Below are 13,147 nucleotides of genomic sequence, written 5' to 3'. Positions count from 1 at the left end.
CCCAGCTTTGGCGTGATGCAGCGGTTGCAGGAGCACGGCTATCGCGTGATCCCGGTCAACCCGCAGATCACCGGCGAACACGTCCACGGCGAATTCGTGTTCCGGGACCTGGCGCAACTCGGCGATCCGATCGACATCGTCGACATCTTCCGCCGCCCCGCCGCTGCCGGTGAAGCGGTGGATGAGGCGATCGCGATCGGCGCCAAGGCGGTGTGGATGCAGCTTGGCGTGGTCAACGAGGAAGCGGCGGCGCGCGCCGAGGCCGCCGGGCTGAAAGTAGTGATGGATCGCTGTCCGGCGATAGAAATCCCGCGGCTGGGGGTGGCGCCGGTCGGCTGAACCCCTCTCTCCTTGGGAGAGGGATGGGCCGCCCGCTCGGCGCAGCCGAGTGGGAGGGCGAAGGTGAGGGTGACGACACCGCCCTCCCCCCCCCGCCGCCCTCGGCGGCTCCTTCCCTCTCCCGATGGGAGAGGGATCGTTTTCTAGTCGCGCAGCAGTTCGTTAATGCCGGTCTTGCTCCGGGTCTGCGCGTCGACGGTCTTGACGATCACCGCGCAATACAGCGCGGGCTTGCCGTCGCCGCCGCCGGTCGATCCGGGCACCACCACCGCATAGGGCGGCACGACGCCGCGATGAACCTCGCCGGTGGCGCGGTCGATGATCTTGGTCGAGGCGCCCAGATACACGCCCATCGACAGCACCGCGCCCTCGCCCACGCGCACGCCCTCCGCCACTTCGGCACGCGCGCCGATGAAGGCGCCGTCGCCGATGATCACCGGATCGGCCTGAAGCGGCTCGAGCACCCCGCCGATGCCGGCGCCGCCGGACAGGTGGACGTTCCGTCCGATCTGCGCGCACGACCCCACCGTCGCCCACGTATCGACCATCGTCCCCTCACCGACATGAGCGCCGATGTTGACGAAGCTCGGCATCAACACCGCTCCCTTGCCGATGAAGGCACCACGCCGCACGACGCTACCCGGCACCGCGCGAAATCCGGCCGCGGCGAAAGCGTCCGCGCCCCAATCGGCGAACTTCAGCGGCACCTTGTCGTACCAGCCGCCCGGCATCACCGCATTGTCGTTGAGCCGAAACGACAGCAGCACCGCCTTCTTGAGCCACTGGTTGACCTGCCATCCGTCGCCGACCGGCTCCGCCACCCGCGCGGTGCCGGCGTCCAGCAGCGCCAGTGCCGCTTCGACCGCCTCGCGCACCACACCGGTGGTCGCCGGGCTCAGGCTGGCGCGATCGTCCCAGGCGGCGTCGATGGTCGTCTGAAGGTCGGTCACGCATTGTCTCCCAGAAGTTGGTGCAGCCAGACGGTCACGTCGGCCGCGGTGTAATCGATGAAGTCGCGATCGGCGTCGGGGCTCTGCTCGCTGCCGTTGTCGATCCACACGGTGGTCATGCCGATCGCCTTGGCGGGCTTCAGGTTGCGCGCCATGTCGTCGACGAACAGGCATTCGGCCGGCTCCAGAGCGAACGCGGAGCACAGGCCTTCATAAGCCAGCGGATCGGGCTTGGGCCGCAGCGCCATCGCGTGCACGTCGTGGACCGCCTCGAAACTGGTGCCCAGCCCCAGCCGTCCCAGCACCTTCGACGCGTAAGGCAGATCGCCATTGGTGAATACCAGCTTGCGCCCCGGTAGCCGGGCGATCGCGGCCGCCAGGGGTGCGTTGTGCTCAAGCACGTCCATCTCGATGTCATGGACGTAGGCGAGGAACTCGAACGGATCGGTACCGTGCGCTTCCATCAGCCCGGCCAGCGTGGTGCCGTGGCTGTGGAACCACCCCTTTTGCAACACCCGCGCTTCATCCCACGGCAGGCCGGTCAACCGCGCGACATAATCGGTCATCCGCTGATCGATCTGCGAAAACAGATTGGCGACAGGCGGATAGAGCGTGTTGTCCAGATCAAAGATCCAGGCGCGGATATGGGCAAGTTCGGGCGGCACGACCGGGCGCCTACCGCTACGGCTTGCATGGAGCAAGCGGCACCCCATCTGGCGGGGCATGATCGCTTATTCGCTGCTCGACCTCGTCCCCATCGTTCAGGGCGGCAACGCCGGCGAATCGCTCGCCAACGCCGCCGATCTCGCCGCCCATGCGGAGGCGCTGGGCTACACCCGCTATTGGGTGGCAGAGCACCACGGGATGCCCGGCATCGCCAGCGCGGCGACGGCGGTGGTGATCGCGCATGTCGGCGCCGCCACCAGCACGATCCGCATCGGCGCGGGCGGGATCATGCTGCCCAACCACGCCCCGCTGGTGATCGCCGAACAATTCGGCACGCTGGACGCACTGTTCCCAGGCCGCATCGACCTCGGCCTCGGCCGCGCGCCGGGATCGGACCAGCGCGTCGCGCGGGCGCTGCGGCGGACGCTGGAGAGCAGCCCCGATGCCTTCCCGCAGGATGTGCTCGAACTGCAAAGCTATTTCGCCGATGACGGCCAGACCGGCATCCGCAGCGTGCCGGGCGCCGGCGCCAACGTGAAACTGTGGATATTGGGGTCGAGCACGTTCGGCGCGCAGCTCGCGGCGATGCTCGGACTCCCCTATGCCTTTGCCTCGCACTTCGCGCCCGATGCGATGGAGGCGGCGTCGGCGATCTATCGCCGCGATTTCCGCCCGTCGGCGGTGTGCGAAAAACCGCATCTGATGCTCGGTTTCAACGTATTCGCCGCCGATACCGATTCAGAGGCGGAAGTGATGGCGACCTCGATGCAGCAGGCGTTCGTCGCGATCCGCACCGGCCAGCCGATCGAGCTGCCGCCGCCGATCCCCGGCTTTCGCGACACACTGGGCGCGCAGGGCAACGCGATGCTCGACCATGTGCTGCAAGTGACGGCGATCGGCGGGCCGGAGCGGGTGCGCGAGCAGATCGCGGCGTTCATCGATCGGACCAAGCCCGACGAATTGATCCTGACGGGGATGATCCACGATCACGCCGCGCGCAAACGCAGCTTCCAGATCGCGGCGGAGGTGATGCGCGGGTTGTAAGATATTCCGTTCGCCCTGAGCCTGTCGAAGGGCCGTTCTTGTTTCCGTCGATCGAAGAAAAGGACGGTGCTTCGACAAGCTCAGCACGAACGGAATGGGTTGCGCGATGACCTAAGCCAGCGGCAGGCGCAGTCGCACCAGCGTTCCGCCCAAGTCCTCGCTCTCCTCCAGGCTGACCGTGCCCTCATAGATTTCCGCGACGTCGCGGACGATGGCGAGGCCCAGCCCCGTACCCGGCTTGCCGCTGTCGAGCCGGACGCCGCGATCGAAGATGCGCATCCGGTCGACCTCTGGAATGCCCGCACCGTCATCCTCGACCAGGATCTCGACGAAACCGGCGCGCGCGGCGACCGTCACGAACACGCTGCCGCCGCCGTATTTGGCGGCATTCTCGACCAGATTGCCAAGGATCTCGTCAAGGTCCTGCCGCTCGATCCGCGCGGTCAGCGTCTTGGCGCCATCGATGTCGACGCGCACGTTGGGATAGAGCCGCGACACCGCGCGCTCGACCGCCTCGATGCTCGGCCAGACCTCGGCCCGACTGTGCGCGCTGCCGCGCCGGCCGACCGCGCGGGCGCGGGCGAGGTGGTGGTCGATCTGGCGACGCATCGTCCGCGCCTCGCGGATCACCGTGTCCGACAGGTCGGCCTGCCCCGCCGCCGCCGCGTTCATGATCACGGTCAGCGGCGTCTTGAGCGCGTGCGCCAGATTGCCGGCGTGGCGCCGCGCCTCCTCCGCCTGGCGATCGTTATGTTCGATCAGGCCGTTCAGTTCCTCGACCATCGGCGCGACCTCGGCGGGCATATCGCCCTCGACCCGGTTCGACGTGCCGGCGCGCATCCGCTGGATTTCCAGCCGCACCTTCCTGAGCGGCAACAGGCCATAGACGGTCTGCAACGCGACCATCACGATCAGCCCGAGGCCGAGCAGCAGGAAGCTGCGCACCAGCGTGCGCCGAAGCGCCGCGATCTGCGCGTCGAGATAATCGCGATTCTGCGCGACCTGGAATCGCCAGCGCACCGGCGATCCCGGCAAGGTCGCGTCGCGTTCGACGATGCGCAGCTTCTCATCGGCGAACTGCTTTGAATCATAGACGTGCACGTTCATGTCGGCGTGCTGCTGATCGGTGCGCAGCCGCCGATCCCACAGGGATCGCGAGGGATAGGGCTCGAACCCGCCGCCGCTCACCTGATAGTAGAGGCCCGATCCCGGCTCGAGAAACCGCTGGTCGGCGAGCTGGCGACTCGACATCACCTCACCCTCCGGCCCGATTTCCGCCGAGGCGATCAGGCTGGTCAGCACGAAATCGAGCTGGTCGTCAAAGCTGCGCGTCACCGCCGATGTCAGCACGCGATCGAGCGCGAACCCGCCGCCGGTCAGCAGCAGCAGGATCCACAGCGCCGCGACCACGATCATCCGGCGCGACAGCGATCCGGTGACGCGGACGTAATGGCGTGGCGGCGGCTCGCTCGCTACGGTGGCCATGGCGGTGGCCGACCGATCAATCGGCCGGCGGGCGCGGCGCGTCAGGCTCGTCGAGCGAATAGCCCAGACCACGGATCGTCGAGATCACGTCGGCACCCAGCTTCTTGCGGATGCGCGTCACGAACACTTCGATCGTGTTCGAATCGCGGTCGAAATCCTGGTCGTAGATATGTTCGATCAATTCGGTGCGGCTGACCACCTTGCCCTTGTGGTGGAGCAGGTAGGACAGGAGCTTATATTCCTGCGCGGTCAGCTTGACCGGGTCGCCGCCCTTGGTGACCTTGCCCGAACGAGTGTCGAGGCGAATGTCGCCAGCAGTCAGTTCGGCAGAGGCGTTGCCCGACGCGCGCCGGATCAGCGCGCGCAGGCGGGCGATCAGTTCCTCGGTCTGGAACGGCTTGGCGACATAGTCGTCGGCGCCGGCATCGAGCCCCGCCACCTTGTCCGACCAGCTGTCGCGCGCGGTCAGCACCAGCACCGGGGCGGCGCGCCCTTCCTTGCGCCAGCGATCGAGCACGGTCAGCCCGTCGACCTCGGGCAACCCAAGGTCGAGGATGATCGCGTCATATTCCTCGGTCGAGCCGAGGAAATGCCCCTCCTCGCCGTCGGTGGCGAGGTCGACGGCATAGCCGGCGCCCTCCAGCGTGTTGCGGAGTTGCTGACCCAGATTGGGCTCATCCTCGACGATCAGAACGCGCATATTCTTTATCTCCCTCCCGGGGTGGCACTGGCCCGCTCTCGCACACTGCCACCCAACAATAGTAGCCTATCGGTGGCCGTGTGGGGGAGCGGGCCGGAGCCGCAATCATTAGCGTCCGGTGCGGCCGATCACCGCGCCCGAACGGGCATCGACGCTCACCCAGATGACGTTGCCATCGCGCAGGAACTTGAGCGTGTAAACCGCCGCGTCCGAATCGAAGTCGAAACCGATATACTGCGCGCCCTTCATCGACGGCAGGATCCGGCGTTCGATCTCGCGTACCGGCAGGTTGCGGCCGTCCACGCGCGCGGCGCGCGCGGCGTCCTGGTCGGCGCGCCGCTGCCGCTGCGGATCGGCATCCGCCGGACCCACCATCCCAAGCACGAGCGCGATCGAGAACAGTCCCACCATCTTCATGGGGCTGTTGCATAGGGCGCTTCCGTTGAACAGCCTGTGAATGCGCCGGAAAGCTTGCCGCAATCGCCGCCGCCGCCTAGGTGCCCGCACGATCATGGCTGCACCTATCCTCGCCTATGAAGGCCTCGGGCTCGTTCAGGGTTCCGGCTGGCTGTTCCGCGAACTCGACCTGTACGTCGGCGCGCGCGATCGGCTGGCGCTGATCGGGCGCAACGGCGCCGGCAAATCGACTCTGCTGCGGCTGCTCGCCGGCCAGATCGACAGCGACGAAGGGCGCCGCACGATCGTGCCGGGCACCAAGGTGATCCTGCTCGAACAGGATCCGTCGGTCGTAGGCCACGCCACGCTGCTCGATTTCGTCCTGTCGGGCGGCGACGCCCCGGCACGGCATGAGGCGGAGGCGATCGCCGATCAGCTCGGCATCGACCTGTCGCGCGACGCCCAGACCGCGAGCGGCGGCGAACGGCGGCGCGCGGCGATCGCGCGCGCGCTGGCGCAGGGGCCGGACGTCCTGCTGCTCGATGAGCCGACCAACCACCTCGACATCGCCGCGATCGACTGGCTCGAAAGCTGGCTGGGACGTTTCAATGGCGCGTTCGTCGCGATCAGCCATGACCGCACCTTCCTGACCCGCCTCACCCGCCAGACGCTGTGGCTCGATCGTGGCGCGATCCGCCGGGCGGAGATCGGATTCGGCGGGTTCGAGACGTGGACCGAGACGGTCTATGCCGAGGAGGAACGCAACGCCGCGCGGCTCGACGCGAAGCTCAAGATCGAGGAGCATTGGCTTCAGCGCGGCGTCACCGGCCGCCGGCGGCGCAACCAGGGACGGCTCGCCAAGCTGAAGGAAATGCGCGCCGAACGCGCCGCGATGCAAGGGCCGCAGGGTGCCGCCAACCTGAGCATCGCCAGCGACGATGCCCGCACCAAGGTGGTGATCGACGCCAAGGGCGTGACCAAGCGGTTCGGGGATCGCACGATCATCCGCGATCTCACCCTGCGCGTGACGCGCGGCGACCGCATCGGCATCGTCGGCGCCAACGGCGCGGGCAAGACGACGCTGCTCAAGCTGCTGACCGGCGAACTGGCGCCCGACGAGGGCAGCGTACGACTCGCCAAGACGCTCGATCGCATCGTGATCGACCAGCAACGCAGCCTGATGGCGCCCGACAAAACGGTGCGCGAGGTGTTGGCCGAAGGCGGCGAGTGGATCGACGTGCTCGGCGCCAAGAAGCATGTCATCGGCTATCTCAAGGAATTCCTGTTCGAACCGGGGCTGGTCGATGCGCGGGTCGGCACCTTGTCAGGCGGTGAACGGTCGCGGTTGCTGCTGGCGCGCGAATTCGCGCGGCCGTCGAACCTGCTGGTGCTCGACGAGCCGACCAACGACCTCGACCTGGAGACGCTCGACCTGTTGCAGGAGGTGATCGCCGATTACGAAGGCACCGTGCTGATCGTCAGCCACGACCGCGACTTCCTCGACCGGACGGTGACGGTGACACTCGGACTCGACGGATCGGGCAACGTCGACGTGGTGGTCGGCGGCTACGCCGACTGGGAGGCGAAGCGCAAGCCCCGCGCCCAGCCCCGCGCGGCCGCCAAATCCGCCGCCGCGCCGCCGCCCCCGCCCGCATCGGCACGGACCAAGCTCAGCTACAAGGACCAGCGCGACTACGACCAGTTGCCCGCGCGGATCGAGCAGTTCGACGCGGCGATCGCGCGCGATGAGGCGGCGCTGGCCGACGCCGATCTCTATGCGCGCGACCCCGGCAAGTTCGACGCGCTGATGAAGGCGGTGGCCAAGGCGCGCGACGACAAGGAGGCGGCGGAACTGCGCTGGCTGGAACTGGCGGAGATGGTCGAAACGCTAGGCGCTGCCTGAAACGGTTCGGGGCCTGACGCGGTTCGGGGCCTGACGTGGATCAGGCGCCCTTGCTGCGATCGAGACGGATGCCGCTGCGCCCGGCGAGATCGACGACATATTGCCAGGCGACCCGTCCCGACCGGCTGCCGCGCCGCGTCGCCCAGCCGACCGCGTCAGCGGCGTCGAACGGCAGGCCATAGGCGTCGGCGTAGCGGCGGATGATCGCCAGATAGGTGTCCTGGTCGATGACGTGAAAGCCGAGGCTCAGACCGAACCGGTCGGCCAGCGCCAGCGCGTCGTCGACGGCGTCGCGCGGATTGATCGCGCTTTCCTGTTCGGCGATGTCGCGCGGCACCAGATGACGGCGGTTCGACGTCACCGCCAGCCGCGCATTCGCCGGCCGTGCTTCCGCCCCGCCCTCCAGCAGCGAGCGCAGCGCCCGCGCCTCGGCCGGGGCCGAAAATCCGAGATCGTCGATGAACACCGCGAACGGCCGCTCGACCGTCGCCAGCGTGGCGAACAGCCGGGGCAGGGTTTCCAGCGACGAGGTCGCGACCTCGATCAGCGCCAGCCGGCTGGCGGCGGCGGCGGCGGCGACCAGCGCCGACTTGCCGGTGCCACGCGCGCCCCACAACAGCACGTCATGCGCCGGATGACCGCTGGCGAGCCGGCCGAAATTCTCGAGCAGCGCCGCCTTTTGCGCATCCATGCCGGTCAGCATGGCGAGCGGCAGCGGCGCGAAACCGCGCGCCACCTCCAGCGCGGTGCCGTGCCACAGATAGGCCGGGTGCGCGATCGGATCGGCCGCGATCGGCGGCGGCGGCGCCAGCCGCTCCAGCGCGGCGGCGATTCTCTCGAGCGGGTCGGTCATGCCGGCCGCTTAGCGTCACGAGCCAGCGGCGACCAGAGCCTGCGCCGCCGCGCGATCGGCAAAGCGCGGATCGGCCAGCGCGGCGCGCGCGTGGGCCTGCGCCGCGCGTTCCTGCCCCAGATCGGCATAGACCTGGGCGAGGTGCCAGCGCAGCGCGGCGTGGCCGGGCGCGATCGCCACGGCCTTTTGCAGCAGCTGCAGCGCGCTTCCCGCATCTCCCGCGCCGTACAGCGCCCAACCATAGGCGTCCGCCGCCGCCGCATTGGCCGGCGCCAGCGCATAGGCGGCGGCGGCATAGCTCAACGCCTCGTCGTCATTGCCGGCGCCATCATGGGCATAGGCCAGTTCGGCGAGCAGCGCGGCGTCGCGATCGCCGATCCGCGCGCGCAGCCCCTCCAGCGTGTCGATCGCCGCGTCATATTCGCCGGCGGCGATCTGCCAGTGCGCGGCCAGCCGCAGCGCGGCGACGCTGGCCGGATTCTGCGACAGGAACAGCGCCAGCGCGTTCGATGCTTCCGCCCGCCGCCCGGCCATGTCGAGCGCCTCGGTCAGTCGCAGCATCGTCGGTTCGTCGAAAGCGAGCGACGCGGCGCGGCGATAGGCGACCGCGGCATCGCCCGGCCGGCCGACCGCCATCAGCGTGTCGCCCAGCACCACCGATGCCTTGGGCGCGCCGGGATTGGCGGCGGCGACCGCCTGCGCGCGCGCCAGCGCCCCGGCGCGATCGCCGCCGTCGAGCTGGGCGCGGATCAGCGGGATCGCGGTGGCGGGGTCGCCCGCCGGGCCGCTGTCCGCCGCCGCCGCGAGCACCGGGACGCTGTCATCGGAGCCAAAGGCCGCCGCGTCGGCGCGGGCGGGATGCGCGGCGCGGTCGAGATATTGGGCGGCGAGGTCGCGCTCGCCGATCCGTTCGAACGCGCGCGCCGCCAGCGTCAGCGTATAGCTGTCGGCGTCGCCGCGCTGCGCGACCGGGCGCAATATGTCGAGCGCGTCGCGCGAGGCGTCGAGCCGCATCAGCGCCACCGCGAGCAGCTGACGCGCGCGGATGTTCATCGGCTGGAGCGCGATCAGGTTGCGCAGCTTGGTCACCGCCTGCTCCGCCGCGCCATTGCCCAGATCGAGCGTCGCGCCGAGCAGCAGCGGCCCCGGCATCCCGTCGAGCGCGCCGCCCGCATTCTCCATGAGGTCGCGTGCCAGATCGGCGTTGCCTGCGCGCGCCGCCATCACCGCGAGCAGGTAGAGCGCCTGCGGACTGCCGGCGCGCACCGCCAGCGCGCGCCGCGCCGCGGAGAGCATGTCGGCATAGCGCCCGGCATCGCCCAGGGTCGCGGCATAGTCAACCAGGGCGGCATGGTTGGCCGGATCGCGCCGCAACGCCGCCTCGAACCACGGCAACGCCGCGACCAACCCGTACTGGCCGCGCACCAGTTGCGCGCGCAGCAGCAGCGCGTCGGTATTGTCGGGGTTCAGCGCGACGGCACGGTCGGCGGCGTCGATCGCCCCGGCGACGTCGCCGACGCTCTGGCGAAACCGCCCGACATCACCCCAGGTGGCGCTATCGTTCGGCGCCTGCGCCACCGCGCGGTCGAGCAGATCGCTCGCGGCGGCGGCATCGCCCAGCGCGGCGGTAGCGCGCGCCTGGACGCGCAGGCCGTAGGCGGCATAGGCCGGCGCGACCGTCTTGGCGATCTCCAGCGCCTGCCGCGCGTCGCTCTGAAGCAGCCGGGCGTGCGCCAGCATCTGCCGCCCGCGCGCCATGTCGAACCCGGTGTCGCGCGCCTTGTTCAGCTCGGCCTCGGCGGCGATGCCGTCATCCTGCGCCAGCGCGGTGCGGGCAAGCACGGCATGGGCCAGCCCCCAGTTCGGATCGGCGGCGACCGCCGCCGTCGCCAGCGCGCGCGCGGCGGTGGCATTGCCCTGGTCGAGCGCGATGAGCGCGCGGTTGAGCGTGGCGCGCGCGGTATTGGTATCGGCGCGCAGCGGACTGGCGAGCGTCAGCCCCAGCGCGACGACGACCGTTCCGATCGTCCCCCCGCGCAGAAGGCGGCGAAGATCAGGGCTGGAGGTCATAGGCCTTCATCAAGTCATAGAGGGTGGGACGGCTGATGCCGAGCAGACGCGCGGTGCCGGAGATGTTGCCGTCGGCGCGCGCCAGCGCGTGGCGGATCGCCTTGCGATCGGCGTCCTCGCGCACGGACTTGAGGTTGATCGGCAGCCGATCGTCGTCGGGCGTGCCCAGGTCGAGGTCGGCGGCGGTGATCCGCGGCCCGTCCGCCATGATGACGGCGCGCTTGATCCGGTTTTCCAGCTCGCGGACATTGCCCGGCCATCCCCAGCCATCGATCGCCGCCAGCGCATCGGGGGTGAATCCCTTGACCGCGCTTTTCATGTCGCGAGCGTATTTGCGCAGGAAATGCCGCGCGAGCAGCCCGGCGTCGCCCGGCCGCTCGGCGAGCGACGGGATTCGCACGACGATCTCGGCCAGCCGGTAGTAGAGGTCCTCGCGAAAGCTCTGCGCGGCCACCATCGCGTCGATGTCCTGGTGCGTGGCGCAGACGATCCGGGTATCGACGGCGATCGGCTTGCGCCCGCCGATCCGCTCGATCACCCGTTCCTGGAGGAACCGCAGCAGCTTGACCTGCAGCGCCAGCGGCACGTCGCCGATCTCATCGAGGAACAGCGTGCCGCGATGGGCCTGCTCGATCTTGCCCTCGGTTGTCTTGACCGCGCCGGTGAACGCGCCCTTTTCGTGCCCGAACAGCTCGCTTTCGAGCAGGGTTTCGGGGATCGCCGCGCAGTTGATCGCGACGAACGCGCCGCGCCGGCGGGGCGATGCCTCGTGCAGCCCGCGCGCGAGCAGTTCCTTGCCGGTGCCCGACGCGCCGAGCAGCATCACCGACACGTCGGCGCCCGCGACGCGCTCGATCGTGCGGGTGACCTTCAGCATCTCCGGCGCGGCGGTGATCATCCCGCCCAGCCCGCCGTCGAGCGTCACCTGCGCCAGCCGGCGGTTCTCGGCCTCCAGCGCATGGACGTGGAACGCGCGCGCGACGATCAGCCCGAGCGCGTCGATATCGACCGGCTTGGCATAGAAATCCCACGCCCCCGCCGCGATCGCGATCAATGCGCTTTCCCGCGCGCCGTGGCCCGATGCGACGATCACCTTGGTATCGGGCTTCAGCTCCAGGATCGCCTGAAGCGTTGCGAAGCCTTCGCTGGTGCCGTCGGGATCGGGCGGCAGCCCCAGGTCGAGCGTCACCACCGCGGGCTCCTCGGCGCGCAGCAGCGCGATCGCGCTCTCGCGGTCGGAGGCGATATGGACCTCATAGCCCTCATAGGCCCAGCGCAGCTGGCGCTGGAGCGCGAGGTCGTCCTCGACGATCAGCAGCTTCTTCACGTCACTCATGCGGCTACTCTCGATACAAGCGCGGCGGGCAGGATCACCCGGAAGGTCGAGCCCTCGCCCTCGCGGCTGTCGACCTCGATGCGGCCGCCCATGCCCTCGGCCAGCTGGCGCGCCTCGAACGCGCCGATGCCGAAGCCGGCCGGCTTCGACGACACGAACGGACGGAACAGCCGTTCGCGCACGAACCCCGGCGACATGCCGCAACCCTGGTCGATCACCGCGATGGTCACGCTGTCCGCGCCGGGATCGATCGCGATCGTCACCGGATCGGAGGCCGCGCTGGCGTCGATCGCGTTCTGGACGAGATGGCCGAGCAATTGCTCCAGTCGCGCCGGATCGGCCAGCAGCAGCGCCGGCCGGGGCGCCGACACGATCACCGGATGCTGGGCGCGGCGCGCGACGGCGATTCGATCGGCGACCGCCAGCGGATCGACCGGCGCCGGCGGCTCGGCGGCGGCCCGGCTGTTGGCCATCAGCCGGGCGAGCAGCGCGTTGAGCTTGGCCGCCGAATCCTGGAGCGTGGCGACCATGTCGGCGCGGAATTCGGGGTTGTCGGCATGGCGTTCGGCATTGCGCGCGACCAGGCTCAGGCCGCTCACCAGATTCTTGATGTCGTGGACGATGAAGGCGAAGCGGCGGTTGAACTCGTCGAACCGCTCGGTCTCCGCCAGCGCGTCCTGCGCGCGCGCCTCGGCCAGATAGCTGGCGACCTGGCGGCCGGCGATACGCAGCAGATCGAAATCCTCCCAGTCGAGCGCGCGGTCGACCGGCGGCCGCGCCAGCACGATCGCGCCGGCCAGATGCCCGAGGTGGTTGAGCGGGACCACCGCCCAGGCATCACCTTCATCGATCAACCATTGCGGCACCGGATCGGCCTCCGCCCCGCCCCGGCGCGCGCGATCCAGCTCGACGATATGCTCGCCGCTCGCCAGCTGCGCGGCAAAAGCGGCGTCGCCGCCGGTGCGGGGCAGCTCGCCGGTCCAGTTCCACCCGGTGCCGATGCCCAGCCCGGCGCCGTCGGGCACCAGCAGCAGCCCGGCGGGCGAATCGGTCAAGTCGGCCACCGCCTTGAGCACGCGCTCGGCCAGCGGCGCGGCCTTGTCGGGCATCCCCAGCGTGCCGGTGAAGCGGATCCACTCGCTGCGATAGTCGTAGCGGTGGCGAAAGAAATGCTTGGCGACCTTCACCTTGGCCCAGGCGCGCAGCCACGGCGTCGATACCAGCGTCAGCACCGCCGCCGCCGATCCGAACACGAACGCCGTCTGCCAGATCCGCGCCATGTCGCCGCCGATCGCGCCGAGCATGCTGGTCACCGCCGCCAGCACCGCGAAATAGCCGCCGACCGCGACGAGCGACAGCGAACGATAGGCGACCGCGCGCGATACGCGCATCTCGCCGCGACCCT

At 69.6% G+C, this 13,147-nt stretch carries 12 protein-coding genes; 3 read left to right on the top strand and 9 right to left on the bottom strand.

What is annotated here, in order from left to right; genetic code table 11:
• Window positions 1–339, top strand: a 339-nt coding sequence (locus VNR91_RS05250; RefSeq protein WP_325489729.1) for a CoA-binding protein, incomplete at its 5' end; no start/stop codon positions are given.
• A 143-nt stretch (window positions 340–482) separates the two neighbouring features.
• Here VNR91_RS05250 and dapD read toward each other — a convergent pair.
• On the bottom strand, window positions 483–1,289 hold the full coding sequence (gene dapD / locus VNR91_RS05245) for a 2,3,4,5-tetrahydropyridine-2,6-dicarboxylate N-succinyltransferase (protein WP_325489728.1): 807 nt from the start codon (window positions 1,287–1,289) through the stop codon (window positions 483–485).
• On the bottom strand, window positions 1,286–1,954 hold the full coding sequence (locus VNR91_RS05240; RefSeq protein ID WP_325489727.1) for a pyrimidine 5'-nucleotidase: 669 nt from the start codon (window positions 1,952–1,954) through the stop codon (window positions 1,286–1,288). Before VNR91_RS05240 ends, dapD begins: the two co-directional genes overlap by 4 nt.
• A 58-nt stretch (window positions 1,955–2,012) precedes the next feature.
• Here VNR91_RS05240 and VNR91_RS05235 point away from each other — a divergent pair, with 58 nt between their 5' ends.
• On the top strand, window positions 2,013–2,999 hold the full coding sequence (locus VNR91_RS05235) for an LLM class flavin-dependent oxidoreductase (RefSeq protein WP_325489726.1): 987 nt from the start codon (window positions 2,013–2,015) through the stop codon (window positions 2,997–2,999).
• Between the two features lie 111 nt (window positions 3,000–3,110).
• On the opposite strand, the gene VNR91_RS05230 is transcribed toward VNR91_RS05235, so the two are convergent.
• The 3 genes from VNR91_RS05230 to VNR91_RS05220 form a co-directional block, all read right to left on the bottom strand.
• A complete protein-coding gene (locus VNR91_RS05230; protein WP_325489725.1) occupies window positions 3,111–4,484 on the bottom strand; it encodes a HAMP domain-containing sensor histidine kinase in 1,374 nt (457 codons plus the stop codon).
• Between the two features lie 16 nt (window positions 4,485–4,500).
• Window positions 4,501–5,184 (bottom strand): response regulator transcription factor, encoded by a 684-nt coding sequence (locus tag VNR91_RS05225; protein ID WP_325489724.1) that lies wholly within the window; start codon window positions 5,182–5,184, stop codon window positions 4,501–4,503.
• A gap of 108 nt (window positions 5,185–5,292) precedes the next feature.
• Complete coding sequence (locus VNR91_RS05220) at window positions 5,293–5,697, bottom strand: hypothetical protein (RefSeq protein WP_325489723.1); 405 nt, start codon at window positions 5,695–5,697, stop codon at window positions 5,293–5,295.
• On the opposite strand from VNR91_RS05220, the gene VNR91_RS05215 reads away from it, so the two are divergent.
• On the top strand, window positions 5,696–7,483 hold the full coding sequence (locus tag VNR91_RS05215; RefSeq protein ID WP_325489722.1) for an ABC-F family ATP-binding cassette domain-containing protein: 1,788 nt from the start codon (window positions 5,696–5,698) through the stop codon (window positions 7,481–7,483). The genes VNR91_RS05220 and VNR91_RS05215 overlap by 2 nt on opposite strands.
• Before the next feature lie 40 nt (window positions 7,484–7,523).
• Here VNR91_RS05215 and VNR91_RS05210 read toward each other — a convergent pair whose 3' ends face one another.
• The 4 genes from VNR91_RS05210 to prsK form a co-directional block, all read right to left on the bottom strand.
• Entirely contained in the window at window positions 7,524–8,336 is an 813-nt protein-coding gene (locus tag VNR91_RS05210) for a DUF815 domain-containing protein (protein ID WP_325489721.1), read from the bottom strand.
• A gap of 15 nt (window positions 8,337–8,351) precedes the next feature.
• Window positions 8,352–10,406, bottom strand: coding sequence for a tetratricopeptide repeat protein (locus tag VNR91_RS05205; RefSeq protein ID WP_325489720.1), 2,055 nt, complete (start codon window positions 10,404–10,406; stop codon window positions 8,352–8,354).
• A complete protein-coding gene (gene prsR / locus VNR91_RS05200) occupies window positions 10,390–11,742 on the bottom strand; it encodes a PEP-CTERM-box response regulator transcription factor (protein ID WP_325489719.1) in 1,353 nt (450 codons plus the stop codon). The genes VNR91_RS05205 and prsR overlap by 17 nt, the downstream gene beginning before the upstream one ends.
• Window positions 11,739–13,147, bottom strand: a 1,409-nt coding sequence (prsK, locus tag VNR91_RS05195; protein WP_325489718.1) for an XrtA/PEP-CTERM system histidine kinase PrsK, incomplete at its 5' end; no start/stop codon positions are given. The genes prsK and prsR, both read right to left, overlap by 4 nt.

Origin of the sequence: Sphingomonas sp., assembly GCF_035555815.1 — a bacterium.
Classification (GTDB): domain Bacteria; phylum Pseudomonadota; class Alphaproteobacteria; order Sphingomonadales; family Sphingomonadaceae; genus Sphingomonas.
Note: the sequence above shows the minus strand (reverse complement) of the source record. Positions and strands in the feature narration are given on the sequence as shown.

Coding starts and splice junctions, on each gene's coding strand:
- VNR91_RS05225 (WP_325489724.1), bottom strand. CDS start 5,184: ATGCGCGTTCTGATCGTCGAGGATGAGCCCAATCTGGGTCAGCAACTC.
- VNR91_RS05230 (WP_325489725.1), bottom strand. CDS start 4,484: ATGGCCACCGTAGCGAGCGAGCCGCCGCCACGCCATTACGTCCGCGTC.
- VNR91_RS05220 (WP_325489723.1), bottom strand. CDS start 5,697: ATGATCGTGCGGGCACCTAGGCGGCGGCGGCGATTGCGGCAAGCTTTC.
- VNR91_RS05210 (WP_325489721.1), bottom strand. CDS start 8,336: ATGACCGACCCGCTCGAGAGAATCGCCGCCGCGCTGGAGCGGCTGGCG.
- VNR91_RS05235 (WP_325489726.1), top strand. CDS start 2,013: ATGATCGCTTATTCGCTGCTCGACCTCGTCCCCATCGTTCAGGGCGGC.
- VNR91_RS05205 (WP_325489720.1), bottom strand. CDS start 10,406: ATGACCTCCAGCCCTGATCTTCGCCGCCTTCTGCGCGGGGGGACGATC.
- prsR (WP_325489719.1), bottom strand. CDS start 11,742: ATGAGTGACGTGAAGAAGCTGCTGATCGTCGAGGACGACCTCGCGCTC.
- VNR91_RS05215 (WP_325489722.1), top strand. CDS start 5,696: ATGGCTGCACCTATCCTCGCCTATGAAGGCCTCGGGCTCGTTCAGGGT.